23 protein-coding genes are annotated in these 25,650 nt (G+C 49.5%); 6 read left to right on the forward strand and 17 right to left on the reverse strand.

Annotated elements, in window-relative coordinates; translation table 11 throughout:
* Window positions 1-34: 34 nt before the first annotated feature.
* From H8K38_RS03820 to H8K38_RS03850, 7 genes are all read right to left on the reverse strand, one after another.
* Window positions 35-2,050, reverse strand: coding sequence for a bifunctional diguanylate cyclase/phosphodiesterase (locus H8K38_RS03820; protein WP_186883485.1), 2,016 nt, complete (start codon window positions 2,048-2,050; stop codon window positions 35-37).
* The gene (locus tag H8K38_RS03825) at window positions 2,050-3,201 is read right to left on the reverse strand and encodes an HDOD domain-containing protein (protein ID WP_222610744.1); all 1,152 of its coding nucleotides are present in this window, start codon (window positions 3,199-3,201) and stop codon (window positions 2,050-2,052) included. Before H8K38_RS03825 ends, H8K38_RS03820 begins: the two co-directional genes overlap by 1 nt.
* A 40-nt stretch (window positions 3,202-3,241) precedes the next feature.
* Entirely contained in the window at window positions 3,242-4,501 is a 1,260-nt protein-coding gene (gene hemW, locus H8K38_RS03830) for a radical SAM family heme chaperone HemW (protein ID WP_186883487.1), read from the reverse strand.
* On the reverse strand, window positions 4,502-5,086 hold the full coding sequence (gene rdgB / locus H8K38_RS03835) for an RdgB/HAM1 family non-canonical purine NTP pyrophosphatase (protein ID WP_186883488.1): 585 nt from the start codon (window positions 5,084-5,086) through the stop codon (window positions 4,502-4,504).
* Between the two features lie 10 nt (window positions 5,087-5,096).
* The gene (gene rph, locus H8K38_RS03840; RefSeq protein ID WP_186883489.1) at window positions 5,097-5,834 is read right to left on the reverse strand and encodes a ribonuclease PH; all 738 of its coding nucleotides are present in this window, start codon (window positions 5,832-5,834) and stop codon (window positions 5,097-5,099) included.
* 3 nt (window positions 5,835-5,837) lie between these two features.
* Window positions 5,838-6,779 (reverse strand): PP2C family serine/threonine-protein phosphatase, encoded by a 942-nt coding sequence (locus H8K38_RS03845; RefSeq protein WP_186883490.1) that lies wholly within the window; start codon window positions 6,777-6,779, stop codon window positions 5,838-5,840.
* Window positions 6,780-6,847: 68 nt separating this feature from the next.
* A complete protein-coding gene (locus H8K38_RS03850) occupies window positions 6,848-7,861 on the reverse strand; it encodes a serine/threonine-protein kinase (RefSeq protein WP_186883491.1) in 1,014 nt (337 codons plus the stop codon).
* Between the two features lie 143 nt (window positions 7,862-8,004).
* Between H8K38_RS03850 and H8K38_RS03855 the strand changes: the two genes are divergently transcribed.
* The 4 genes from H8K38_RS03855 (at window position 8,005) to H8K38_RS03870 (ending at window position 12,268) form a co-directional block, all read left to right on the forward strand.
* Window positions 8,005-8,907 (forward strand): YicC/YloC family endoribonuclease, encoded by a 903-nt coding sequence (locus H8K38_RS03855; RefSeq protein ID WP_186883771.1) that lies wholly within the window; start codon window positions 8,005-8,007, stop codon window positions 8,905-8,907.
* Between the two features lie 122 nt (window positions 8,908-9,029).
* Window positions 9,030-9,674, forward strand: coding sequence for a guanylate kinase (gmk, locus tag H8K38_RS03860; RefSeq protein WP_186883492.1), 645 nt, complete (start codon window positions 9,030-9,032; stop codon window positions 9,672-9,674).
* A gap of 40 nt (window positions 9,675-9,714) precedes the next feature.
* Window positions 9,715-9,918 (forward strand): DNA-directed RNA polymerase subunit omega, encoded by a 204-nt coding sequence (rpoZ, locus tag H8K38_RS03865; RefSeq protein WP_186883493.1) that lies wholly within the window; start codon window positions 9,715-9,717, stop codon window positions 9,916-9,918.
* A 55-nt stretch (window positions 9,919-9,973) separates the two neighbouring features.
* Window positions 9,974-12,268: a bifunctional (p)ppGpp synthetase/guanosine-3',5'-bis(diphosphate) 3'-pyrophosphohydrolase gene (locus H8K38_RS03870; protein ID WP_186883494.1), complete on the forward strand. Its 2,295-nt coding sequence runs from the start codon at window positions 9,974-9,976 to the stop codon at window positions 12,266-12,268.
* 286 nt (window positions 12,269-12,554) lie between these two features.
* Here H8K38_RS03870 and H8K38_RS03875 read toward each other — a convergent pair whose 3' ends face one another.
* Both H8K38_RS03875 and greB read right to left on the reverse strand, forming a co-directional pair.
* Window positions 12,555-13,922: a DUF3422 family protein gene (locus H8K38_RS03875; RefSeq protein WP_186883495.1), complete on the reverse strand. Its 1,368-nt coding sequence runs from the start codon at window positions 13,920-13,922 to the stop codon at window positions 12,555-12,557.
* 59 nt (window positions 13,923-13,981) lie between these two features.
* Entirely contained in the window at window positions 13,982-14,530 is a 549-nt protein-coding gene (gene greB, locus H8K38_RS03880; RefSeq protein ID WP_186883496.1) for a transcription elongation factor GreB, read from the reverse strand.
* Window positions 14,531-14,733: 203 nt separating this feature from the next.
* On the opposite strand from greB, the gene H8K38_RS03885 reads away from it, so the two are divergent.
* Window positions 14,734-15,381, forward strand: coding sequence for a response regulator transcription factor (locus H8K38_RS03885; RefSeq protein ID WP_186883497.1), 648 nt, complete (start codon window positions 14,734-14,736; stop codon window positions 15,379-15,381).
* Between the two features lie 65 nt (window positions 15,382-15,446).
* The gene (locus tag H8K38_RS03890) at window positions 15,447-17,105 is read left to right on the forward strand and encodes a GGDEF domain-containing protein (protein ID WP_186883498.1); all 1,659 of its coding nucleotides are present in this window, start codon (window positions 15,447-15,449) and stop codon (window positions 17,103-17,105) included.
* A 123-nt stretch (window positions 17,106-17,228) separates the two neighbouring features.
* On the opposite strand, the gene H8K38_RS03895 is transcribed toward H8K38_RS03890, so the two are convergent.
* From H8K38_RS03895 to H8K38_RS03930, 8 genes are all read right to left on the reverse strand, one after another.
* Window positions 17,229-17,978, reverse strand: coding sequence for a cephalosporin hydroxylase family protein (locus tag H8K38_RS03895; protein ID WP_186883499.1), 750 nt, complete (start codon window positions 17,976-17,978; stop codon window positions 17,229-17,231).
* The gene (locus H8K38_RS03900) at window positions 17,975-18,799 is read right to left on the reverse strand and encodes an NAD(P)-dependent oxidoreductase (RefSeq protein ID WP_186883500.1); all 825 of its coding nucleotides are present in this window, start codon (window positions 18,797-18,799) and stop codon (window positions 17,975-17,977) included. Before H8K38_RS03900 ends, H8K38_RS03895 begins: the two co-directional genes overlap by 4 nt.
* Window positions 18,796-19,284 carry an acyltransferase gene (locus tag H8K38_RS03905; RefSeq protein WP_186883501.1) on the reverse strand — a complete coding sequence of 163 codons (489 nt, stop codon included), beginning with the start codon at window positions 19,282-19,284 and terminating at the stop codon, window positions 18,796-18,798. The genes H8K38_RS03900 and H8K38_RS03905 overlap by 4 nt, the downstream gene beginning before the upstream one ends.
* Before the next feature lie 11 nt (window positions 19,285-19,295).
* Window positions 19,296-20,522: a class I SAM-dependent methyltransferase gene (locus tag H8K38_RS03910; RefSeq protein WP_186883502.1), complete on the reverse strand. Its 1,227-nt coding sequence runs from the start codon at window positions 20,520-20,522 to the stop codon at window positions 19,296-19,298.
* A complete protein-coding gene (locus tag H8K38_RS03915) occupies window positions 20,519-21,082 on the reverse strand; it encodes a dTDP-4-dehydrorhamnose 3,5-epimerase family protein (protein WP_186883503.1) in 564 nt (187 codons plus the stop codon). Before H8K38_RS03915 ends, H8K38_RS03910 begins: the two co-directional genes overlap by 4 nt.
* Window positions 21,083-21,294: 212 nt before the next feature.
* Window positions 21,295-22,404, reverse strand: a complete 1,110-nt coding sequence (gene rfbG / locus H8K38_RS03920; protein WP_370587049.1) for a CDP-glucose 4,6-dehydratase — start codon at window positions 22,402-22,404, stop codon at window positions 21,295-21,297.
* Window positions 22,389-23,159, reverse strand: a complete 771-nt coding sequence (gene rfbF / locus H8K38_RS03925) for a glucose-1-phosphate cytidylyltransferase (protein ID WP_186883504.1) — start codon at window positions 23,157-23,159, stop codon at window positions 22,389-22,391. Before rfbF ends, rfbG begins: the two co-directional genes overlap by 16 nt.
* On the reverse strand, window positions 23,156-25,360 hold the full coding sequence (locus H8K38_RS03930; protein WP_186883505.1) for a glycosyltransferase family 41 protein: 2,205 nt from the start codon (window positions 25,358-25,360) through the stop codon (window positions 23,156-23,158). Before H8K38_RS03930 ends, rfbF begins: the two co-directional genes overlap by 4 nt.
* Window positions 25,361-25,650 lie beyond the last annotated feature (290 nt).

Consider the following 25,650-nt stretch of genomic DNA (forward strand, 5'->3'; position numbering starts at 1 on the left):
TACGCAAAACAAGCCTCGGCGACGATTTTTTGCCTTAAAAGACTTTACCGATCAGTTTCACGATCTTTTGCGGGGATGTCGGCCTTGAAAACAGGAAGCCTTGCACTTCATCACAAGATGCAGCACTCAAAAATTGATACTGATCCGTTGTCTCAACCCCTTCCGCAACAACCTTCAGCTGCAGTTGGTGCGCCATAACAATAATTGCACTCGCAATCGCACAATCACTTGCATCAGCAGGGATGCCCTGCACAAAAGAACGGTCAATTTTGATGGATGAGATTGGAAAGCGCTTCAGATACGAAAGACTGGAATAGCCAGTGCCAAAATCGTCCAGTGCCAGACTAACGCCGAGTGCAACCAGTTGCTCCATAATCGCGATCACACTCTCGGTGTTGTGCATCAGCATACTTTCAGTGATTTCAAGTTCCAGCCAGTCTGGTGAAATCTGATATTGCCGCAGTACCGATTCAATTTTCGATGGTAAGCCACTGGTGAATTCATTAGCCGACAGATTGACTGCGATTCTGAACGGAGTCAGGCCTGCATCCTGCCATGACTTCGCTTGCTGGCAGGCGGAGTTTAAGACCCAGGCATCAATTTGCAGAATCAGCCCAGTCTCTTCAGCAATGGAAATAAATTCCACTGGAGAGATTAAACCGCGCTCAGGATGTTGCCAACGCAGCAGAACCTCAACGCTAACCAAGGTGCGCGTCTGCACGTCGATCTTCGGTTGATATACCAGGAAAAACTCTTGCTGATGAAGCGCTTTGCGTAAGCCAGACTCAAGGAATAACTTTCCGGCAATGTGTGCATCCATACCCTTACTGTAAAACGCATAACTACCCGAAATGCCAGCACCATTACGCTTTGCTTTAAACATCGCAATATCTGCACGTTGCAACAAACTATCCGCGTCCATTCCATCTTCTGGAAACAGACTGATACCGATACTGGCGCTGACGCGTAGCTCATGTATGCCGATATCAAATGCAGCATCAAGGGATGAGAGAATTTTTTGCGCGACAAGACTGGCGTGATAATACTGATTCACATCGGTTAAAGCGATAGCAAATTCATCGCTACCCAAACGGGCAATAATGTCTTCGTTTCGCAGAGTTTGCTGGAAACGTCTGGCAACCTGCATCAACAAAGCGTCGCCAATCTGGCGCCCGAAAGTATCGTTCACAGGCTTAAAGCGGTTTAAATCGATAAAGAGCAACGCACCACTTGTTTGTTTACGTCGCAATTGCTGCAAAGACTGATCAACCAGTTGTTTAAACAAACTACGATTGGGAAGCTGCGTCAGGGTATCGAAATAAGCAAGGCGATTAATTTTTAGTTCTGCCTCTTTGCGTTGGGTGATATCGCTGAGATATCCGACAATGCCGACCGGCTGATTATCCTGACTGATGAGCGTAGACAAAGTCAGGCTGGCCCAGAACACCTCTCCTGACTTTTTTCGGCGGCGCACCTCCATCTCGCGACCGCCATGCTCCAGAAAATGATCGAAAAATGCTGGCGTTCCTTCATCTGACTCTTCATTGTCGTACAAGAACAGAATATTCTTCCCGAGCACTTCGTCAGAGCGATAACCAAATAATTTTTCGGCACCGCGATTCCAGCTCAGTATGAAGCCAGCCAGATCCATCGTAATCACCGATTCATGAATCTGATCCAGTATCTGCGTCTGCAACATATGTTGTTGCAAATTCATATTTTGTTGCTGCAAAAGATGCTGACGCTTAGCAAACAGGCGGGCAGTTAACACGGCCAACGCATTCACTTTTTCCAGATCTGCCTCGGAATAAACACCCTGTTTAGCAGCGAGCAGATAATAAGTCTCCGGCGAAACAGAAACACAAAATCCTTGCCCGGACATCCCAGACGCGACAGTGCCGCGTTCGTAACTAAGCGCCCCATCAGAAAATAAGGTATGCGCAATCCGGTTAATTTCACTGTCCAGATCATGCCCATCCAGACTAAGAACCGCCTCACCCAAAGTGACGCCGAGACTCAGATTAAGTACATCAACAGATGTTTCCGTCATCACATATCCCGGCAGACTTGATTGACCCACACGTACGCGTCACAAATACAATCGTAATAGCTGTCTGCATCTAATTCCAACAATCTCGTTTGTTCGTTTAACGCCATGGTGTTTGTGCGGTCCGCGAGTTCAACTAAACAAAGGCACTGCCCCAATTTTCCAGATCTGTATAACAACGCGTGCAAAATATCCTCACGCAATTGCAAAGGCTGAAGTACCTCCGACAACGCACTGCCGAACAATTTATCCAGCAAGGAAAACATACCGACCATAAATGCACCATCCAGATCGTCTTTACTTGCACCAAGCTTCTGAAATACAGCTTCCATCATACTGGCGCGAAATGCGGCTCGTGCCATCAAGGGGTTAAGCGCACCACCCTGATCCTGCTGACGCGCATATAACAGCAACTGTAACCAGCGCTGCAATTGCCTGCGACCTAATAAACTGATGGCTTGGCCAAAGGATGAAACGCGCACAGGTTGACTGAAAGCGGCAGAACTGACTAATTTGAACAGCATGAAAGACAAGGTGGGATCTTGTTTTATTAAATTTTCAAGTTCATCGGAGTCGGCATCACGGGAAAGCAATCCCAGTAATTTCAGCAAACGCGTGCGGGCCGAGCTATCCGCCGCTTTATTTTTTGCTGGAGGATTAAACGCATAATCTCCTGAAAACAAAGTAAAGCCTGCTTGCTTTGCTTGCTCCAACTCTATCGAAGACGAGAGTTGTTTCGCCCAATGCTGACCGCTGCTAAGACGCGTGATCCAGGGCCTGCAACTTAATGGCACACCACTAGTACAGTCGACCGCAACGTGCCGGGCGTCCGTCCAACGCACTTCTGTTTGCGCATTTAACTGATCAGTGACTATTCTGAATCCGTTATTGACGATATCATTCAACTTGGTGTGATTCGACTCTTCAGCACATTGTTCATCAGACACGCAGAGCACGATCCGGGAGCCAGACAGACTGGTATGCAAATCTGCTGGTATTTCTTGCAAATCCTCAACAGAAACGAAATAACTGATATCAGAAAGTCTGTCGAAAAAACTTGTGTTCTGCCAGTGCTCCAGCGTACTGAATACAATGCTCTGCGACATGGCACCAAAATCCGGATAAATCGCAGACAACTGCTGCTGCGAATTCATGACTGGCAAAAAAGAAGGGATAAATGATTTGTACATCGAATTACACGTCACGCAAGAAAATTTCCTGAAGATCATTCAAAAATAGCCTCCCCGTCGGGGTCGGTGAAATTGTCTGATGATCTCTTTGTATCAGTCCTTTTTTCTCGGCAAGTTGCAATTCTTTCTCTATTGAATTCAGCAGCAGACCAGTACGATCCTGAAATAAATTAACAGGAAACCCCTGATTCAAACGTAAGGCATTCAGCATAAATTCAAATGGCAAATCGCGTGCATCGATCTCATTCGACTCCTGAACTGCATTACCAGCCATACTCGCCTCAATAAATACTTTCGGCTGTTTGAAGCGAGCCTGACGAACGATGCGATGTGGAAACGACAGTTTGGAATGAGCGCCTGCACCGATCCCCAGATAATCGCCAAAATTCCAGTAATTCTGATTATGCCGGGATGCTTTACCGGGTTGCGCATACGCCGACACTTCGTAGTTAACGTAGCCCGCGCCTGCCATCTTCGCGTGTATCAATTCCTGCATTTCTGCGCTTGTATCATCATCAGGAATTGCTGGCGGATATTTGGCAAAATAGGTATTCGGCTCTAACGTCAGGTGATACAGGGATAAATGTGGCGGAGCAAAAGACAGCGCCATCTCAATGTCTTGCTGCGTTTCAGTCAGCGTTTGCCCGGGCAACGCAAACATCAGATCGAGATTGAAATTATCAAAATGTGTTTTGGCAATATCAATTGCACGTTTAGCGTCATCACCGTTATGAATACGCCCCAAAGAAGCAAGGTGCTGTGAATTGAAACTTTGTATGCCTACCGATAAGCGATTAATTCCACTCTGTCTGAACGAGCGAAATTTTTCGGTTTCAAAAGTTCCGGGATTCGCTTCCAGCGTAATTTCTGCGACACCATCTATCGGTAATAATGTACGGATATCCGACAACAAGCGATCAACACCTGCAGCCGACATCAGGCTTGGCGTGCCTCCGCCAATAAATACCGTATAAATTTTCCGGCCCCAGATCAGGGGCAGCGAAACTTCAAGGTCTGCGCGCAACGCCGCCAGATAAGCATCTTCGTCAAAACTTCCCTTTACTTCATGCGAATTAAAATCACAGTAAGGGCATTTTCTGACGCACCAGGGAAAGTGAATATACAAAGACAGCGGCGGCAACACCGACAGATTCAGACTGCCCGGAGACAAAAATTTTGTCGCAACATCTTGTGGAATTTGGGAGATATCCGTCGTTGGTCGCACTACGCCAGTTAACTGAGATACCGGTTTAATCGGAATCATTTATTTCAATTTCTCAAACAATGCACGCAATGCCTGTCCTCGGTGCGATAACTGATTTTTTTGCTCTGCTGATAGTTCCGCAACTGTTTTGTTCAGCGAAGGAATCCAGAAATGTGGATCATATCCGAAACCATTCTCACCACGCGCACTGGCAACAATTTCACCATTCCATATGCCATCAGCGATCACCGGCTGGGGATCGTGTTCTGAACGAACCAGAACCAGCACGCAATAATAATATGCTGATTTATCGGCCTTATTTTGCAGATCAGCGATCAGCTTTTGATTATTTCTGGAATCCGATTTCGGTTCACCGGCGTATCTGGCAGAAAATACACCGGGAGCGCCTTGCAAGGCATTCACGCAAATGCCTGAATCATCCGCCAGCGCTGGCAAACCTGTCAGTTTCGATGCGTGCCGGGCTTTGGCTAGCGCATTTTCGACAAAACTGAAAAAGGGCTCGTCCGCTTCCGGCACATCAAACTCTGACTGCGAATACAGCTTAACGCCAAGTGGCGAAAGTATCTGGTAAAACTCTTTCAGCTTGCCTTGATTATTGGAGGCCAGTACGATTTTCTTTGTCATTGCAATCTACTCAGTTTTCCAACAAACCGAGTACCTGTTTTTGCAAATCGATGAGATCATTAATGCCACTTTCAGCAAGATCAAGCAATTGATTCATCGTGCCACGATCAAACGCGACGCCCTCGGCGGTTCCCTGAACTTCGATGAAATGCCCTGCATCGGTCATCACCACATTCATATCTGTATCACAACTGGAGTCCTCAGGATAATCAAGGTCCAACACCGGGAGTCCCTGATAAACACCGACAGAAACTGCAGCGACAAAATTTTTGAGCGGAACCTGCGCAATAACGCCATTTGCAACCAGTTTGGAAAAGGCGTCAAAGGCTGCAACCATTGCGCCAGAAATAGCAGCAGTACGTGTTCCGCCATCGGCCTGAATCACGTCGCAATCGAGATGCAATGTACGTTCGCCAAATGCGTTCAAATCAAATGCTGCACGCAAAGAACGACCTATCAGACGCTGAATTTCCTGAGTGCGTCCGGACTGTTTCCCCTTGGCCGCTTCGCGGTCCATACGCGTATGTGTGGATCTTGGCAACATACCGTATTCTGCAGTAAGCCAGCCCTGCCCTTTTCCTTTCAGAAAGCCGGGAACTTTATCTTCAATACTGGCCGTGCAAATCACGCGGGTATCGCCAAACTCTATAAGTACAGAACCCTCGGCATGTTTCGTAAAATGGCGACTGATAACGACAGGCCGCAAAGCGTCCGCTGCGCGGCCGCTAGGGCGTTGAATATGAGACATAAATTAATCTTTAGAAGTAATACGGGATGACTTATGGATCGCATTGCGGATTTCAGCAATCGCTTTTTCGATCTCTGCATCATTGAAAATATCGTGTTCTGCACTATCCGAAGCGACATCCGGGTCAACAGGTGCCTGTATGGTAGTCGTAATGGAACCAATAGGTAAAGTATTGGTGGAAATAATGGAGGAATCCTCCAGTCTGTTATCGCCTTCCCACATCATTGCCAGCGCCGTCGTGTTATCGCTGTGTTTGCCAGCAATACTGACCGCTGAGCGAATCAGTTCTGGAATCGCGCGAACGATGGTGTGTTCGTGCAAACGTTGAGCCAGCATATGATCTGGCAACATAGACCAGAAACCGTCTGAGCAAAGCAGAATAATATCGCCCGGCTGCAATGCAGCACGTCGTGAGAGTTCAACAATAGGGGCATTCGGCGCACCCAGACAGTTGAACAATTTATTGCGATCAGGATGTGTGTGACGCTCTGATGGGTCCACCTTCCCCTGTGCAATCAGGGTTTCGAGACGAGAATGATCTTTCGTACGTAAAAGTATCTGCCCTTGACGCATCCAGTACAAACGGGAATCGCCACAATGCGCCCAATAAGCGTACCCATTCTGAATCAGACAAGCAACGATGGTGGTGCGCGGGGTTTCCGGCAAATTATTCAACGTATGATAACGATGTATTTCCTGATGTGCCGCTAAAAAACTATCCTCCAGAAATCGCTCCGGGCGTCCAACCAAAGGATGTGCCTGCTGCTGAAATAGCGAACCTATCGTCTGCATAGCGATGGCTGCCGCCATCTCGCCAAGGATATGACCGCCCATGCCATCTGCCAATAGCAACAAAATCGCATCACGGGTAAAGCTATATCCCATGCGATCCTGATTGACCTTGCGGCCGCCAATGTGACTTTCTTGATAAACGGAAAAGCGCATGAACAGTAGTAATGCTTTAAATAACAATTAATAAAAAAGGTAACCCGACAGTACGAGCACAAACATCGTTAATTCAATGTGCTTTCTTGTATCGTTATATGGTCACTCTCTGGCTTCTTTTTCTTATATTTTTTAAGAAAAGACGTAATTTTCAATTTCATTTTGCCAAACGAACTCAGCTCTGGGGCTGGCTGTGCTTTTATCGCCAGTGCTTTTTGCAATGCAAATACGCTCTGTGGTCGCTCCAATGGATCAAGCTTCAGGCACCAGCGAACAACTTCAATCAGCTCAGGAGAATACATACCTTCCAGCTTGCGGAAATGCGCCTCCATTTTATCGTTGGTCAATCGCTGATCTGCAGGTTGAGGTGGAGCGCCTATCATGCACGCAAAAATAGAAGCGCCTATGCTGTAAATATCAGTCCAGGGGCCAAGGCTACCATTTTTTTGATATAACTCCGGGGCTGCAAAGCCGGGAGTGTACATTGGATACAATTTCGGGATATCTGTTTTCAATGTCTGGCGCGCAGCGCCGAAATCCAGCAATATCGGTGTACCGTCAAGACGCAGATAAATATTTGCGGGTTTCAGGTCAAGATGCAGCAACTTATTGGTATGCACTTCGCGCAAACCATTCATCACCTGATTGAACATACGGCGGATGAAACGCTCTGATACCAGCGGTTTTTCACCTTTATCGCGACGACGTAAAATATGCTCCTGCAATGATCGTCCTGACTCATACGCCATCACCATATACACGGTTTCGTTCGCGCGAAAAAAATTAACAACGCTGACCACATTCGGATGTGAAATACGAGCAAGCGCCCGGCCCTCTTCAAAAAAACATTTCAAGCCGATGCGGTAGATCGGCAGATTTTCATTTGAAATTGCAGGCACAAGCTCACCTTGCTGACGCAAAGCAAGCGAACTCGGCAGATACTCTTTAATAGCAACTGCATTACCGTCTTCATCCGAAGCCAGATAGACAATACTGAAGCCACCGGAGGCAATTTTCTTTACAATGCGGTAACCGGCGATTTCCAGACCATCTGGCAAGGGGGCGTTATTTTGTGCAGCCATTGTTGTTTCCATCCTTTAGACAAAAGCGATTGTGTTGATAATCGCACTGTTTGTAAAGACTATAATGGTTTGTAACAACTTCTTACTCCCTTTTGCGCCCATCAGCATACTCTCTAAAAGGAAACAACTTGAGCATTTACAGCATGACTGGTTATGCGACCAGCACCCAGGAAACAGACGCTGGCACGATTACCATAGAAATCAAAAGTGTCAATTCCCGTTTTCTCGATCTGCAGTTCCGCATCAATGATGATTTTCGCTCTGTGGAATCATTATTCCGCGATGCGATCTCGCGCAAGTTAGCCCGCGGCAAGGTTGAATGTCGTTTCAGTTTCGGAAAAAAAACCACCGAAACCAGTAACAAAGCGCTGAATACAACCATACTCGGACAACTGGTCAGCTTCCAAGACAATTTGAAGAGTCATTTTCCCGACGCTGCCCCCTTCACCGTGAATGAATTGTTACGCTGGCCCGGAGTCATAGAGGAAGCTGAAATCAATGCCGAAAACCTGCAGAATACGATTATCCGTAGCATTAATGACACATTGGAAGCATTCATTACCAGCCGTGAGCGTGAAGGCGCAGCACTGGAGCAGGTACTGCTCAGCCGGGTAACCGCGATGGAAGAAATCGTCGAAAGAATCAAGCCGCTGATGCCGCAAATGTTGCAGCAATTTCAGCAAAAATCGGTTGCACGGCTCGAAGAGGCGCTGGGATTAGCACAACCCGCCAATGGCAACAACGCCGCCCAGACCATTACCCGCGAAGAAGCGTTCGACAGAATTCGTCAGGAAGTCGCTGTATACGGCATACGCGTCGATGTTGCGGAAGAACTTGCCCGTTTATCCGCACATCTGACAGAGACACGCCACATTCTGAAAAAAGGCGGCCAGGTCGGCAAGCGTCTGGACTTCATGATGCAGGAACTTAATCGCGAAGCCAATACACTGGGCTCCAAAGCGGCACTCAAAGAATTGGCCGATGCGTCAATGGAATTGAAACTACTGATAGAGCAAATGCGCGAGCAGGTACAAAACCTTGAATAACGCGGTACATTTGCTTATACTGCCGCCGATATTTTAAGAAGCGACAATTCCGGCGGCACACAATGCCGCCGTTGTGTTTTTGTTGCCTCATGTTTCACTGACGATACCAACCAGAGATCCGTATGCGCCCTATCACATCCACTGCAGGCAGCCTGTTCATTGTTGCTGCGCCATCAGGCGCCGGCAAATCCACGCTGGTGAATGCTTTACTGGCGCAGGAGCCACAAATCAAGTTATCCATTTCGTCCACGACACGTCCTCCGCGCCCGGGCGAACAGGATGGCCGCGAGTATCATTTCACGACCGTCGAAGACTTCGTTGCCCGTGAAAAAACCGGAGAATTTCTCGAGCATGCCGAAGTTCACGGTAATTACTACGGCACCTCCCGCCTGATCATCGAAGAGCAGATGCGCGCGGGTACGGATGTGTTGCTGGAGATTGACTGGCAAGGCGCACAGCAGGTACGCAAACAATTTCCAGGTGCTGTCGGCATTTTCATTTTGCCGCCATCGATTCCGGCACTGGAAGAACGCCTGAAAAAACGAGGGCAAGACGAGCCTCACGTCATTACACGCCGGATTTTGGCCGCTGGCGGAGAAATGGCGCACTCCCCCGAGTTCGAATATGTTATTATCAACCAAGACTTTACCACTGCGTTGTCTGAATTGAACGCGATCGTTAAAGCGACCCGCTGCAGATTTACTCAACAGGCGACACGGAACAGCGAATTGTTTGCCCAGCTTGGCATCCACGCCAACCCGAATTAATTCAAAAAATTATTTGTATCATTTGTATTTAGGAAAAAATATGGCACGTATTACCATTGAAGACGCGTTGAAACAAATCCCTAACCGTTTCCAGCTGACACTGTGCGCAACCTATCGCGCTCGCCAGTTATTGCAAGGTCACACACCAAAGGTTGAAGCAAAAGACAAACCAACCGTTGTTGCCCTGCGCGAAATCGCTGCCGGCAAAATCGGTATTGAGATGCTAAAAAAAGTTCCTATGTAATTTCGCGTTACGCGAAAAATCAAAGTACCCACCTTTATCGGCCGGAAAAAACAGAATGAACGCAACAGAAACCTCTTCATCTCTGAGCAAACCGGCCGAACCTGATACTGCCCCCTCTCCATCAGCGGCCACGCCGCAGAGCAGCGCAAAAAAAAACGCCGCAACTTCGACTGAAGCCAATGTAAAGGCCCCCGCGCCTGCACCTATTGTCGGTGTCGCCTCAACCACGGCACTTTCTGCACGTCTCGCAGAATACATGTCGCCGGGCGACCTCAAGCTGATTAAGGAGGCTTATCGTTTTTCTGATGAAAAGCATCTGGGTCAGGTGCGTAAATCCGGCGAGCCCTACATTTCGCATCCTATCGCTGTCGCCGAAATCTGCGCCGAATGGAAGCTGGATGTGCAAGCCATCATGGCGGCGCTGTTGCACGACGTCATGGAAGATCAGGATGTCAAAAAAGAAGAACTGATAGAACGTTTCGGTGCGCCGGTAGCGACACTAGTGGATGGTTTATCGAAACTCGAAAAAATCGAATTTCAGAGCCAGATCGAGGCGCAGGCAGAAAATTTCCGCAAAATGTTGCTGGCGATGGCGCGCGATGTGCGTGTGATTCTCGTTAAACTGGCGGACCGTCTGCACAATATGCGCACGTTGGGCGTGATGCGCTCAGAAAAAAAACGCCGTATTTCACGCGAAACGATGGACGTCTATGTGCCGATTGCGCACAGACTTGGCCTCAATAATATTTATCGCGAATTACAGGATTTAGCCTTCTCGCATTTGTATCCGATGCGCTACCGGACTTTATCCAAAGCAGTGAAAGCCGCACGTGGTAATCGTCGTGAAGTCGTCAGCAAAATCCTGGAAGCAGTGAAGAACTCGCTGAAAGAAGCGGGGCTGAATGCGGAGGTCTATGGCCGAGAAAAAACGCTATATGGCATTTACCGCAAAATGCAGGATAAACATCTGAGTTTTTCTCAGGTATTAGATATTTACGGTTTTCGCATTGTCGTCGAAAATTTCCGTGAGAGTTATTACGCCCTCGGTACTCTGCATGCGCTGTACAAGCCCATGCCCGGCAAGTTTAAAGACTATATCGCCATTCCTAAAACTAACGGTTATCAATCGCTGCACACCACGTTGATCGGCCCGTATGGCACGCCGGTCGAGTTTCAGATTCGCACCCAGGAAATGCACCGCGTAGCCGAATCAGGCGTGGCAGCACACTGGCTCTACAAAGACGCCGAAGGTAGTCTGACGGATTTGCAGCAACGCACGCATGCATGGCTGCAGTCTTTACTCGACATCCAGAAACAGACGGGCGATTCGGCAGAATTTTTAGAACACGTGAAGATCGATCTGTTCCCGGATTCGGTCTATGTATTCACACCGAAATCCAAGATCATCGCCCTGCCACGTGGCGCTACGGCGCTGGATTTTGCGTACAACATTCACACCGACATCGGCAATCAGGCGATTGCGACGCGCATCAATCACGAACCGGTACCGTTGCGCTCAGAATTAAAAAATGGTGACATCATCGAAATCATTACGTCGCCCGGTTCTCGTCCGACACCCAACTGGCTGACTTATGTGCGTACCGGCAAAGCCCGTTCTGCGATTCGCCATTATCTGCGCACGATCAACCTGAATGAATCGACTGAACTGGGTAAACAGTTGCTCGCTCAGGCGCTGGTGGCAGTCAATCTGAATCCGGAGTTACCGGGCACGCTGGTCGATAAATTACTCAATGAATCCACCGCCAAAGAGATGGATGAAATCTATACTGATATCGGTATAGGAAAACGTATGGCAACGCTGGTCGCACGACATATTCTGGATCTGGTCGAAGACGATTCGCCTTTCCCGTTCCAACAGTTTGGCGACAAACAAAATTACAAGCGCGAGCCTGTCATTATTTATGGCAGTGAAGGTTTATCAGTACAACTTGCGCCATGTTGTATGCCTATTCCGGGCGACAATATCATCGGCCAGTTAAAACGCGACCAAGGGCTGGTGGTGCATACCGATGACTGTGAACATGCAAAACGCATGCATTTCAAAGAGCCTGACCGCTGGATCGACGTCACCTGGGGCGAAGAACTGAATCGCAGTTTTGATACCCGCATCATCGTCACTGTGAATAATGAACGCGGCGCATTAGCACGCATTGCCGCTGGCATCGGTGAATCGGAAGCAAATATCAGCCATGTAAATATGGAAGATGGCGACGCCAATGATATGACGAACATCCATTTCACGATTCAGGTGGAAGATCGCGGCCATCTGGCAAAGATTATGCGCAGCATCAAGCATCTGAGTGGCGTCATCCGCGTCGTGCGCGTCTGAACCATTTTCTGAATTACATCCCGCCACATTCCGTCTGAAAACAGCAGTTTTTAATATACTCCCCCTGTTTTTAAAGAAAACCCCCTTATTGTCGGCGAATTGACTGGGCCTTTAAATATACTCCGGGGAGTATATTTACGTCAGTTTCCAGGGTTTATCGTTCAATCATCCAGTTGCCGCAGACTAAATTGCCCCGATTGCACCATTGATCGATAGGGCAATTACCTTGCTGAGCGCTGTGTTTATCGGCAGACCAACGCCCCGCAAAAAAAACGTTCAATACAATTCAATGCAGTTTTTTATGCATGCGCCGCAAGCCCAGCCAGACACAGACGGCAATCACGGGTATCAGAACTCCGGTCAGCAAATCTGGATTAATTTCCAGCCCCATGGCTTTCATGCCTTTGCCGGTGTATAAAAATAAGCCGGCAACGTAGTAACTGATCGCGGCGACAGACAGCCCTTCGACTGCTTGTTGCAAACGCAGTTGTTGTGCTGCCCGCGCATTCAGACTTTGCAAGATTTTGCGATTTTGCTGTTCCTGTACGATGCCGACACGGGTGCGCAATAAATCATTGGTATGCGCAATTCTGGCAGCCAGCGCTTCCTGTCTGCGTACAATCGCCTCACAGGTATGCATTGCCGGTGCGAGGCGACGCTCCATGAATTCTTCTATCGTAGGGATACCATCAATCCGCGACTCGCGCAGCTCGCCGATACGCGCATTCACCAGACTGAAATACGCTTTGGACGCCGAAAAACGATAGCTGTTTTCCAGCGCCAGCTTTTCTATGCGCGCCGCCAGATCAATAATTTGCCGTAAGACACCCTGTTCAGCATCGGTATCAGCCAGCTCACCATCGCTGCCGCTTGCGAGCGTCATGGTAGATGTGATCTGCACCAACTCGTTTTCAATTGCATTCAATACCGGCGCTGCCGCCTGCGCTTGTGGCAGACCAAGTAAGGCAATCATGCGGTAGGTTTCAATTTCCAGTATGCGCTGCACAGTACGTCCCGCCTGCTGATCGAGAAAGCCCTGATCCTTGACGATGAAACGGCTAAAACCGTCAGCCTGAATCAGAAAATCTGTCCAGACCTGACCGCGATCAATCACCTGGCTGCCGACTAACACACTGCCTTCAAACATCCCGCGCATCGTTACCGTACCGGCCGGCGGCGTGGCATCAACAGGGGTTGCGGCAGGAATCAGGGCCACGTGGGCAGCCACCATCACTTTTCCTTGCAATCCAGCCAGCCATTGTTGCGGCACATGTCGCAACGGCACTTTTGCAAACACTTGCGCAATATCCGCTATCGCTACGGCTGCCAGGGTTGGGTCTTCCGGATTATCCAGAAACGTATAGGTCGCAAACTCGGTATGACATTCCCATTTCAGACGGAAGCGACCAAAATCATGGAAAAAATATTTAGCATCGCCACCGGGACAAGCGACACCGAAATATCCGCAAAATTCACTGAGTATCTGCAATTGCACATGCAGATTATCGCCGTCGATGCGCCCCTGGTTATGCGCAAAAACCGCGATATGGGTCAGCACCTCAGGCGCATTCAGGCGCAATGATGGGCGCGAATGCACCTCGGCAGCCAGAGGAATCCGCAAAGGATGGTTGATATCGGTATAGTTAAGTGCCATCGTGTATGCCGTATAAGTAGTAAATGAGGTTCGCAGTACGCTGATCGTTCTGAGTCAATTTACGCTGGATAAATGACATCCAGTATCGTCAACTCATCGACTCCCGCCGGTGTTTTCAGTATCACAGTGTCCCCCGTACGCGCTTTGGTCAGCGCGCGGGCAACCGGAGAAATCCAGCTGATTTTTCCTTGCAGCGGATCAAATTCATCCACGCCGACAATAGTGATCGTAATTTCTTCACCCTGTAAATTTTCATAAACAATAGTTGCCCCGAAAAATATCTGATCGGAACCATGATGCACGCGAGGATCAACCACTTCCGCGATATCCAGACGCTTACTTAAAAAGCGTATGCGCCGGTCGATTTCACGCAAGCGTCGCTTCCCGTAGATGTAATCGCCGTTTTCAGAACGGTCGCCATTCGAAGCGGCCCAAGAAACAATACTCACCACTTCCGGGCGATCAACATCAATCAGACGCAAGAACTCGTCTTTCATCCGCTGATGGCCTTCCGGCGTCATGTAATTCTTTGCACCGGCAGGAATTGCAGGAGCGCCGATCTCTTCATCGTCGTCCTGCTCAGATTCTTTTATAAAAGCTTTACTCATTTATTTTATCTTCTGCCGAAGCAGATCAAATTAATCATCATCTTCTTACCGCAGCTCTGCCATCCCTTATAAAATAAGCGATCGCGCTGTTCCGATCAACTCTGAACAATGATCACAGCGCAGATTCTGGCGAGTACCAAGACTTCTCACTGTAAAGTAAAACTCCCATAATAGCGAAGGTCTGAGATAGAAATGGAATATGCATGGCTGAATATGCGTCAATTAAGTTAATGATTGTGGATGACCGCGTGGTGGTCAGAGAAGGAATAAAAGGAATCATTGCCGCCGCGCCTGATATTGCGGTCGTGGGCGAAGCAAGCAGCGGGCTCGATGCGGTGCGTTTATCCAGAAAACTCGATTACCATGTGATGGTGCTCGACATCGCACTGCCCGATAAAAATGGCATAGAAGTTCTGAAGCAAATCAAAGCTGAAAAGCCGGAAGTGAATGTTTTGATGTTTTCGAATTTTCGCGAAGATCAGTATGCAATACGGTGCCTGAAGGCTGGCGCATCCGGTTATCTCAACGAGCATTGTGGCAGTGATGAGATCCTGGCTGCCATCCGACAAGTTTCGAATGGCTTGAAATACATCAGTACGGCACTGGCTCAGGAGTTAGCAAACAACCTGAATCAGGAGCATGAGGATGAGCCACATAAAACACTGTCAGATCGTGAATTTCAGACTCTGACGATGATCGCATCAGGTAAATCGGTGAGTGACATTGCCAAAGAATTATCTTTGTCAGTAAAAACCATCAGTGAATACCGCGCGAGGATTTTGTTAAAGATGAAATTGCGGCACAATGCAGAACTGACACATTACGCAATCAAGAATCAGCTTGTCGATTGAGTATTTTTTGTTGTTTATCGTTTTGTTGTTTATCGTTCACCGCTTATCGTTTTTGACCAGACTACATGTCGACCAAACCTCCTTCGTCACAATTCAAAAGTCCCTCAGACATCGCACGTGAGACGTTTCGTCAATTAGCGATACAGAGGATTGCGCCGACCCCCGATGCTTACCGAAAACTGTATAACGAAGTAGCAGGCATCAGCGAGGAAGCGCCTGCCACAACGACGCCCGAAACGATACAACAAACCGATAAACCTTCAGAGGCCGAAAATCTGTTGGCAAACTTTGCCAGCAGCCTGCAAGCATCACAAAGCGATTTATCTACTTTTGGCCATCGGTTCAGTCGCGCCGTTAAAACCGGCAACTGGGATGATTACAGTAAAGGCCTGGAACTGCTGACGCAACGCATTACGGAACCACCTGCCCCGACCAATCAGATCAGCCTCGTTGATCCTGCGCCTTCCGTGATCAGCAACTCTGCGCCGATTTCTTTGGTCGATATACCAGCGCAAGATGACCCATGCCGACGCGTACTGAAAGACTTACTGTATCGTACGCTGACATTAGCTCTCAGTTCCTTGCTGAAACCCAATCCAGCTCTTGCGACCGAATCGGAAGCATTGGGTCTGGCAGTCAGAGAAGCGAATAATGAGCCTGAATTAAATCAGGTTGCCAGCCGCCTGAAGCAACTTTGCTTTCAGATTGAACTACAAAGCGGCGACAGCGCTGAGCAACATGAATTACTACTGCGTTTATTCGATTTGTTACTGACGAATATTCACGATCTGCTCGACAACGACAACTGGCTGCGCGGTCAGATTGAAGTCGTGCAAAATCTGATTTCCGGCCCGATAGATCATCGCGCACTGCAGGAAGCAACCCGCAGCCTGAAAGACGTCATCTACAAACAGGGCGTGCTTAAAAATAGTATTGATGAGTCGAATACCTCTGTCAAAAATATGATGGCGGCGTTTATCGACAGACTCAATACAATGGCAACCAGTGCCGGCGTCTATCAGGACAAGATGGATCTCTACGCAAACAAAATCAGAAACACCAGCGATGCCAACGAAGTCAGCAACATCATTGGCAACATTCTGGATGAAACCCGGGTCGTGCAGTCAGAAACCCTGCGCTCACGGGACATCATCGTCGCCGCGCAGAAAGAAGTGACCGAAGCTGCAGAAAAAATTAAAGGTCTCGAAGATAAGCTGGCGCAAATGAGTGAACTGGTACGCGAGGATCAGTTGACAGGCAGTCTGAACCGGCGCGGCATGGAAGATATCTTTGAGCGCGAAGCTGATCGCGCTGACCGGCGCAGCACGCCGCTTTGTATCGCCATGCTGGATCTGGATAACTTCAAAAAACTCAATGATACTCACGGCCACAACGCCGGTGACGAAGCGCTGGTGCATCTGGTGCGGGTAGTAAAACAAACCTTGCGCTCCATTGACGTCATCGCCCGCTGGGGTGGTGAAGAATTCATCATTATCATGCCAGAGACCGGCTTAGAAGAAGCAGCCCAGGCGATGGTCAGAGTGCAGCGCGAACTGACCAAGCATTTCTTCACTGCAGATGAACAACGCCTGTTTATCACGTTCAGCGCCGGCGTCGCCCTTCGCATGCCGCACGAGGCTCAGGAAACGCTGATCAAACGTGCTGACAAGGCGATGTATGAAGCAAAACAATCAGGGAAAAACCGGGTGGTCAAAGCAAACTGATACTGATACGCATAAACGAACGAAACAAAAAGGCCGCGATATCGCGGCCTTTTTTGTATTCATCATCTCACTCAGCGAAACATACAACGCCTGTTTGTGAGCGCCGCTGCTTTGTGCATCACATTAAGCAATCCGTTTGAGGAAACCATCCGGTGCGACCGTGATTTGCAATTTATGTTGCATCGCCTTGTCGATCTCAAATTCAGGATGAGTCTGCAAATACTGATGCACTGCTGTTTTAGGGCTATTCCCTGGCTGCCATGGGCGGCTGTCAAATACATCAGCCGGAACATCTTCGACAAAGGTATCAAACACCACGCAGTAGCTGTCTTTGCTGACCAAAGGTGCATACGCTTCGAGTTCAGCCAGGACGTGCTCATGGGTGTGATTCGAATCGAGAAAAACGATCACTTTTTGCTTATCTTTGGCGGCAGCATGCACTTGCGCGACAATCTCCGGTGCCACGCTTGAACCTTGCAGCATCGTGATGCGCTTCGACATCGGGTGCTCCAGTATCGCCTGCTTATTGTGTTCACGAATATCGATATCAATGCCCAGAACGCGTGCATCGGGGTTGCCACCACATGCAGCAATCAGCTCCAGCATAGACGCAGAAAAAATGATAGAGCCGCCATGTGCAATACCTGTCTCGATGACCAGATCAGGCTGCACCGTCCACATCAGTTCCTGCATCGCCAGTATGTCGATGGGATTCTGGATGATAGGACGTCCCAGCCACGAAAAATTATATACATACTGTTTGCGCATGCTCTGCTCAAGCCAGTCGCGGGACTGCGCCTGAAACGCATGGTCTTGCCCAAGTTGTTCTATGCGCGCTGCGCGTTCGGCTTCAAATTGCTGAATAGGGTTCATGGTGTCTCGCAATAGTGTGAGTAAAGGGTAGGCAAATCCGTTGCCAGTTCGTGGTGAGACGCGCCGCAAAGCGCATGTAATTTTGCAACGTTCATGGTGGGAAACAAGATATCTGGCGCATTGTTTTGAAATTTGCAGCGTACTCCTTGCCTCTGCAAGATGCTGGCGATTTCGGCATTCGACACATTGCAGCCGCTGGCCAGATTATAAATTCCTGCTTCGCCGTATTGTGCAATGATGGGCAGACAACGCACCACATCCTGCACGGCGATGTAATCTTTTTGTGATTGCGGCGAACTGCGAAAGACAACGCACTTGTCTTTCGCTGCCGATGTCAGCACATCAGACAGAAAATTCTGTGCTGGCATATGTAGTCCATAAACATTCGATAAACGAATGACCCGGACATCGCGCTGACTATTCAGACACAAGCTTTCGCCCATCAGCTTGGAAATGTTATACAGATCGCCGGAAACGTGGGAGCGTACCTGTAACGCCGCCCCCTCATCCGTCGTGCTTGCCCCGGCATATACCCGCGTACTGGATAAGTAAGTCAAGCTCAGAAAAGAAGCCTGTTGCAATACGTTCGACAACAATGCGACATGCGCTTCTACCGTGTCATACGGCCGCTGACGAAAATCTGCCGTCAGACCAGCGCAGTAAAAGACGTGTCCAAGATCGCGTTGAAACAAGCTCACATCATCGCGCAACGGCACATCGCAGGTCCAGCCAAGACTGCGCAATTGCGCCTGTAAATGGCGCCCGACAAATCCATGACCGCCAATCAGAGTGGCATGCATCGCTGCGGTCGGCACGCTCATTCACGCCACCCGACCCGGCGTAAAGGAACGCCGACATTAATCGAAAAAGCGGGCACCTCAGAGCGCACGACAGAACCCGCGCCAATGACACAACCCTGCCGCAGCACAGCGCCATCAAGAATCACGCAATTAGCACCGATCCATACATCATCTTCAATCACAATACCGCCCTTGCTTGGCAAGAAGCCCTGCTGATTGATCCGTCGGCTTTTATCCTGATACGCATGATTGACGGGGGCAAAAGTACAGTTTGCCGCGATCGCCACATCGTTGCCAATGCGAATGCCATTGCCTGTGTAGAGCACGCAACCAGAATTAATCGTGGTGCGCTCTCCGATCACGACATCACCGCTGCCGCCCGCGGGTTTGAATTTGACAAAGCTGTCGATACTGGACAACGCACCGATAACGATGCGGGTGCCGCGCACAGAATCTTCAATATCTGCCAGCTTGGAAATACGCGCATCGGGATGAATCTCGATCACAATAAGCTCCTTTACAGAAGATGCAATTGTGGAATAGCGACGACGAAACGGGCATTCCATTCTTTGACGGCCGCCAGATCATGCATGATTTCGTCCTGCAAATTCCACGGCAAAATCAGAATTCTGTCAGGTTTGTCGGCCAGCAAATGCGCGAGACTGACAATCGGAATCCGGCTACCGGGAAGAAACTTACCCTGCTTGTGCGGATTAATATCCACCACATAAGGCAATAAGTCAGGCCGGATGCCGGAAAAATTCAGCAGGGTGTTTCCTTTGGCAGCAGCACCGTAGGCAGCAACGCGCAGATTCTGGCGCTTGCAATCGAGCAGGAATTCCAACAGATCGAATTTCGCCTGCTCCGCCCTGCTTTGCACATCACGGTAAAACGGCAGCGCATTCATACCGGCATCACGTTCTTTCGCAAGAATATCGCCAACGCCAGGTTGCACGGCTCTGGCTTTTACATCTAAGCGTTGCGCCAGCACGCGCAAACTGCCTCCATGTGTAGGCCACTCCTGGACATCAATGATCTGCAAACCATTACGCTCGAATATCGTTTGCACCGCATGCAAAGACAAATACGAATAATGCTCGTGATACGCGGTATCAAACTGATTTTGCTGCACCATGTTTAAGAGGTGCGGAAACTCAAAACTGGCCACGCCCTCGGGTTTTAACAACAGTGCAAATCCGGCGACGAAGTCATTAATATCAGGCACATGCGCCAGCACATTGTTGGCCACCGTCAGATCCGCCGACTGCCCTTGCGCGACCAATCCTGCGGCAAGCTCACGCCCGAAAAAGCGCTCAACGACCGGAATACCTTTGGCTCGTGCAGCATTGGCGGTGCTCTGCGTAGGCTCAATGCCCAGGCAGGGAATGCCTGCCGCCTGAACGTATTGCAACAGATAGCCATCATTCGCCGCCACTTCCACCACCAAACTCTGGGAATCAAGCGCCAGCTGCGCGCGCATGGTCGTGACAAATTGTTCAGCATGACGCAACCAGCTCGACGAACATGAGCTGAAATAGGCATAGTCGGCATCAAACAGATTTTCGCGTCCGGTAAAATCCAGCGTCTGTACCAGCCAGCATGCATCGCACACCATCAGTGTCAATGGTAGCCAGACTTCAGCCTGATGCAATGCTTCCGCAGTCAGGTAAGCATTCGACGGCGGCGCGCTCCCCAAATCCAGAAAAGGCTGTGTCAGAGCCTGACCACAATGCCGACATTTCATACGCTCACTCCCTCAAAATCATCATCCAGCAACAGCCACTGCCGGTCTTTGTCAGACATCGCCGTCACCGGCAAAGGCCAGCCTATCGCCAGCCGCTCGTCAAAGACATTTAATCCCATTTCCGCCGTCGGCTGATAGGCGTGACTATGGCAATACAACATTTCAACATGATCCGTCAGTGTCTGAAAACCATGCGCAAACCCTTGTGGTATCAGGAATGAGCGCTTATTCTCGGCAGACAGCACTTCGGCATGCCATTGTAAAAAAGTAGGGGAATCTTTGCGCAAATCGACGGCGACATCCCAGACCGCTCCTTGCAGACAGGTAATCAGTTTCATTTCGGCGTGCGGGGGCAATTGCAAATGCAAGCCGCGCACACTGCCCTTTTCCAGCGTCTGTGTGTGATTCACCTGCGCGACACCCTGCGTCCAACCGAATTCCACCAGTTCTTCTGCGCAAAACAGGCGCTGAAAATAGCCGCGCGCATCCGCCAGCGGCCGACGCTGCAAGAGCGACAAACCGATGATCGGTGTCGTCAACAGTTCAAATCGTTGTGCCATACATTTTTATCTTCATCAGCCCGACATTCACTATCCTGATTTGGCGTTATCGCTGCCTGTTTTCATATACTCCCCCCACTTTTGAGAAATTTCCCTCTCATCTCCTTGAAAACAAAGGAGCTTGAAATATACCCGGGGGAGTATATAGAAGCCATTTTCCTGCTTTTTTCCTCTTTCTACTTACCTTTGCACCGGATTTTCTGGCGGCGTCCTTATTCTGTACCGAGTAAAAATGCGTCCAGATCGCGCTCGCACAAATCGCTGGCACTCACGCCTTGCTCAAAATCGCGATACCAGCACATCGTGCGGCGCACCGCGCTCTGCAAATCCCAGCGCGAACGTATACCCAACTCGCGGCGCGCCTTGCTGACATCCAGCGCCAGCAAACCTGCTTCATGCGGACCAATGATGTCGTGAGCGAAATCGACCTCTCCGCCACCATAAGCGCCCTGCGCCAGTTCGACAACTTCACGCACGGTGGCGACTTCGTCCGGCCCAAAATTCCAGGCTTCGCCCAGCCCCGGCAAATGGTAAGCCCGTTGCGCCAGGGTCAGATAAGCCGAGACGGGCTCCAGTACATGTTGCCACGGCCGCACTGATTCCGGGCGACGTATCTGCAGACGTTCATGCTTTTGCCATGCACGCACTGCATCCGGCAGTAAGCGATCTTCCGACCAGTCACCGCCACCGATCACATTACCCGCTCTGGCGACCGCAACCGTCACGCCCTGCTCTGCCAGAAATGCCGAGCGATAACCGGCAATTACTAATTCAGAAGCGGCTTTACTCGCGCTGTACGGATCATGGCCGCCCAACTCTGCTGTCTCTGGATACGGCGTCAACAACTCGCGGTTACGATAGACTTTATCAGTCGTCACCATCAGCGCCACGCGAACACTGTTCACGCCACGCAAAGCATCCAGCACGTTGGCGGTGCCCATCACATTACTGGAGAAAGTATCCAGCGGATCTTTATAACTAGGCCGCACCAGCGCCTGCGCCGCCAGATGCAAAACGATTTCCGGCTGACTTTCGGCCACAATCTGACGCACCAGCGCAGCATCGCGGATATCACCAATGTGACTCTGCATGCGCCCTGCCAAGCCCAGCGCATCAAATAAATCAGGCGAGGTACGCGGCGCCAGTGCCAGTCCAGTCACTGTCGCGCCCATACGCAGCAACCAGAATGCCAGCCATGCGCCCTTAAAACCAGTGTGCCCGGTCAGCAAGACCCGTCGCCCCTGCCAGAAGCTGGGTTCAGATGCAGGAAATGCGCTGACTTCCCCAAGACTGACTACGCTGGTATTTACCATGTTCGCCATGGTGCCTGCCCTGATTGCCACAAATCTTCCAACAGATTTTTCTCGCGCAGCGTGTCCATAGGCTGCCAGAAACCAGCGTGTTCGTAGGCCATGAGTTGCTGCTGTTGCGCTAATCTGGCCAAGGGCTCCGCTTCCCAGCTGACGCTGTCGTCACCAATAAAATCGAGCACTTTGGGAGACAGCACAAAATAACCGCCATTAATCCAGCCGCCATCGCCGCGAGGTTTTTCCGTAAAACCGGCGACCTGATCGCCGTCACGCTCCAGCGCACCGTAGCGCCCCGGTGGTAACACCGCCGTGACAGTTGCAAGCTTGCCGTGATTTTTATGGAATGCGATTGAGGCAGCGATATCGAGGTCAGACACACCGTCGCCATAAGTGAAGCAAAATGCTTCTTCATCCTGCACATAGCGCGCCACACGTTTGAGCCGCCCGCCTGTCATCGTGTCTTCGCCGGTGTCCACCAGCGTGACCTTCCATGGTTCGGCATGTCTTTCGTGCACTTCCATGCGATTGTGTTGCATATCGAAGGTGACGTCCGACATGTGCAAAAAGTAGTTCGCAAAATACTCTTTGATCAGATAGCCTTTATAACCACAGCAGATCACAAATTCATTCACCCCATGCGATGAGTAGCTCTTCATGATGTGCCACAAAATCGGATGGCCGCCGATTTCTATCATCGGCTTGGGCTTGAGATGGGTTTCTTCTGAGATTCGTGTTCCCAGACCACCGGCCAGAATCACTGCTTTCATTGCGCATTCTCCTTGCAGTAAATCTCCCACATGCCGCGATAGGCTTTTTCAACATCACGGGCAAAACCTGGCTCATCCATCAATGGTGAGGCTTCCATCTCGGCGCGCAGCGTCTGCCGTAAATGCACAAGACCATCAACATCGTGTGCGAGGATCAGGGCTTTCTGCGCATATTCCATTTCAGTTTGTGCCACCCATTCGTCGCGGCCCACCCCCCTTAACACGCTGGCACCAATACGTCCGACGGATGGACGATCAGCCAGCGTAATGAAAGGAATACCCATATAAATACTCTCCAGCAGCGTCGTACCGGAATTATGCGGAAAACAGTCGAGGCCGATATCAATTTGCTTCAAGACTTCCCATGATGGGCTGGTAAAACCGATCTCCAGCCGGGACCTGTCGATGCCGTATTGCATGAAACGCGATGCCATTTCATCCTGCACTTTGACGTCTTTAAAGTCGCCACTATTAATAATCAGACGAGAATTCGGCATCGCGTCCAGTATCGCTGACCAGACCTTCACAACCTTATGATTGATACGGACTGAGCGCGACAGGCTGCCAAAAGTAATCACGCCCGTTTCCAGCACAGGCGGTGGCACCAGCTCCGCTTTACGTACATCCGGACGATAGGTATACGCTGGGCCATCCAGACACCAGACTTTTTCAGAAAACAGGTGGGCGCAGTTATCGGTAACGGTAGCTTTGTCCGTCAGGTAATAATCAATCGCAGTCAAACCCGTGGTGTAGCCGTATTCCAGCCAATGCAGCGAAACCGGCGCAGGTTTGCGCGCAAAGACGCCGAGGCGATTGCTGTTTGTGTGCCCCGCAACGTCGATCAACACGTCGATGCCGTCTGCACGGATACGTTCTGCCAGTTCTGCATCCGTCATTTCGCGGGTGTAGATCCAGTGATCAACCGACTTTTTATAATATTCCGTTGTCTCATCTTCAAACGGCGGATTCGCATACGCATAAACTTCGACCTGACTTTTATCGTGTTTTTCCAGCAAAGGCAACAGGAAATATTTACAGACCTGGTTATAAAACGCCTGCGCGACATAACCGACCTTCAAACGCTTATTTGGATCGCGTACGTTATCAAAAGGACGCCAGAAGACTTTATTTGGCAAACCAAAACGCTGATCGAAATCCTGATATGCGCCGAAAATGGCTTCTGCGGGTAAATCTGGGTGGTAATTTAAGCAGAACAGTAAATTGCTGAATATTTTGCGATTAAACGAAGACTGCGAGTCTTTTTTAAATGACAGCGCCCGCATGTAGGCCTCAATCGCAGGATCGAGATGATTAGCCTCGCGCAGGGCATCGCCGTAGCCACCCCAGAATTCCGGGATATTCGCGCAACGATCCATCGCTTCATTACCGCATTCAATCGCACGCTGCACCTCGCCATTCTGTCTCAGGGCATCGATCAGGTTCGGATACACCTGAATCAGATCGGGCTGCAATTCCAGTGCAGTATAAAAACACTTGATGCCCTCGCTGTATTGATTATTCTCACGATATGCCAGGCCTAAATTATTGTAAACATAAGCAAGACCGGGATTAAGACGTACCGCAATCTGCAAAGTATCTACGGCAGCCTGCGTCTGTCCTATCATGCGCAAGGCATTGCCAAGATTATTCTGCGCCACCACCATCGCCGGATCAATTGAGACCGCTTTCCGCAAATAAGTAGCTGCCTCGGCACAACGCTCCAAAGATATCAGCGCGTTACCAATATTCGCCAGCACATGAGGATTGTTCGGCAATAGCGCCACGGCGTGTTGAAGCGCTTCGTAGGCTTCGGGATATTTCCCCTGTTCCAGGCGGCTGATGCCAAGGTAATCCCAGGCAATACCATCTTTAGGATTAAATCCGGTCAGCCACAGACTGGCAATTTCAAGCTGTTCAAATGAACGGCTCTGTATATAACGATTAAGAACCTGATAATAAGCATGCTTATCTGCGTTGAATTGCTGCGCACCTGAAAACGCTTTTTGTAAAAAAAGTAGCGATTCCTCATTCAAGCCGCCTTCAAAAGCTAATTTGGCGAGAAAGTAATTGGCGTCCTGATGCAAAGGATATTGCTGAACAATCCGGAGACAGAGTGCTTTCGCTTTTTCTGCCTGATTAGCCTTATACAAAGCCTTTGCTTCTTTAAATGCATTTCCGGGGTGCAAGCCGACTTTACTCATTATCTATTCTCTTTAAGGTGGCAAAGACCAAAAACATGACCAAAAAATAATTCCCGAGGACATTATGATCATCGAAATTCATTTTAAAGGGAAAAAATAAATGCTTAAGCCCGAATAAAGGGGTGAAAGATATTTAAATTAAGCCCTCAAGAAATTTTAAAAGCTGTCGTTGAGCGGAATATCGCGAAAAACTTAAGCAAAAAAAATAGTATTTATTTGCGGAAACTAGCTAAAAGTTTTTGATTCCCGTCCGTAACCCTTTACAACGGCGGTGCAACAGTCAACAGACA

Source organism: Undibacterium sp. FT79W, assembly GCF_014284215.1.
Lineage (GTDB): Bacteria > Pseudomonadota > Gammaproteobacteria > Burkholderiales > Burkholderiaceae_D > Undibacterium > Undibacterium aquatile.

What these genes read in the sequence shown, in the direction of transcription:
- rpoZ (WP_186883493.1), top strand. Translation starts at nt 9,715, where the DNA reads ATGGCACGTATTACCATTGAAGACGCGTTGAAACAAATCCCTAACCGT.
- rph (WP_186883489.1), bottom strand. Translation starts at nt 5,834, where the DNA reads ATGTCTCATATTCAACGCCCTAGCGGCCGCGCAGCGGACGCTTTGCGG.
- H8K38_RS03885 (WP_186883497.1), top strand. Translation starts at nt 14,734, where the DNA reads ATGGCTGAATATGCGTCAATTAAGTTAATGATTGTGGATGACCGCGTG.
- H8K38_RS03845 (WP_186883490.1), bottom strand. Translation starts at nt 6,779, where the DNA reads ATGCGCTTTTCCGTTTATCAAGAAAGTCACATTGGCGGCCGCAAGGTC.
- hemW (WP_186883487.1), bottom strand. Translation starts at nt 4,501, where the DNA reads ATGATTCCGATTAAACCGGTATCTCAGTTAACTGGCGTAGTGCGACCA.
- H8K38_RS03915 (WP_186883503.1), bottom strand. Translation starts at nt 21,082, where the DNA reads ATGGCACAACGATTTGAACTGTTGACGACACCGATCATCGGTTTGTCG.
- greB (WP_186883496.1), bottom strand. Translation starts at nt 14,530, where the DNA reads ATGAGTAAAGCTTTTATAAAAGAATCTGAGCAGGACGACGATGAAGAG.
- H8K38_RS03900 (WP_186883500.1), bottom strand. Translation starts at nt 18,799, where the DNA reads ATGAGCGTGCCGACCGCAGCGATGCATGCCACTCTGATTGGCGGTCAT.
- rdgB (WP_186883488.1), bottom strand. Translation starts at nt 5,086, where the DNA reads ATGACAAAGAAAATCGTACTGGCCTCCAATAATCAAGGCAAGCTGAAA.
- H8K38_RS03910 (WP_186883502.1), bottom strand. Translation starts at nt 20,522, where the DNA reads ATGAAATGTCGGCATTGTGGTCAGGCTCTGACACAGCCTTTTCTGGAT.
- H8K38_RS03930 (WP_186883505.1), bottom strand. Translation starts at nt 25,360, where the DNA reads ATGAGTAAAGTCGGCTTGCACCCCGGAAATGCATTTAAAGAAGCAAAG.
- H8K38_RS03825 (WP_222610744.1), bottom strand. Translation starts at nt 3,201, where the DNA reads ATGAATTCGCAGCAGCAGTTGTCTGCGATTTATCCGGATTTTGGTGCC.
- H8K38_RS03890 (WP_186883498.1), top strand. Translation starts at nt 15,447, where the DNA reads ATGTCGACCAAACCTCCTTCGTCACAATTCAAAAGTCCCTCAGACATC.
- gmk (WP_186883492.1), top strand. Translation starts at nt 9,030, where the DNA reads ATGCGCCCTATCACATCCACTGCAGGCAGCCTGTTCATTGTTGCTGCG.
- H8K38_RS03820 (WP_186883485.1), bottom strand. Translation starts at nt 2,050, where the DNA reads ATGACGGAAACATCTGTTGATGTACTTAATCTGAGTCTCGGCGTCACT.
- rfbG (WP_370587049.1), bottom strand. Translation starts at nt 22,404, where the DNA reads ATGGCGAACATGGTAAATACCAGCGTAGTCAGTCTTGGGGAAGTCAGC.
- rfbF (WP_186883504.1), bottom strand. Translation starts at nt 23,159, where the DNA reads ATGAAAGCAGTGATTCTGGCCGGTGGTCTGGGAACACGAATCTCAGAA.
- H8K38_RS03870 (WP_186883494.1), top strand. Translation starts at nt 9,974, where the DNA reads ATGAACGCAACAGAAACCTCTTCATCTCTGAGCAAACCGGCCGAACCT.
- H8K38_RS03895 (WP_186883499.1), bottom strand. Translation starts at nt 17,978, where the DNA reads ATGAACCCTATTCAGCAATTTGAAGCCGAACGCGCAGCGCGCATAGAA.
- H8K38_RS03875 (WP_186883495.1), bottom strand. Translation starts at nt 13,922, where the DNA reads ATGGCACTTAACTATACCGATATCAACCATCCTTTGCGGATTCCTCTG.
- H8K38_RS03855 (WP_186883771.1), top strand. Translation starts at nt 8,005, where the DNA reads ATGACTGGTTATGCGACCAGCACCCAGGAAACAGACGCTGGCACGATT.
- H8K38_RS03850 (WP_186883491.1), bottom strand. Translation starts at nt 7,861, where the DNA reads ATGGCTGCACAAAATAACGCCCCCTTGCCAGATGGTCTGGAAATCGCC.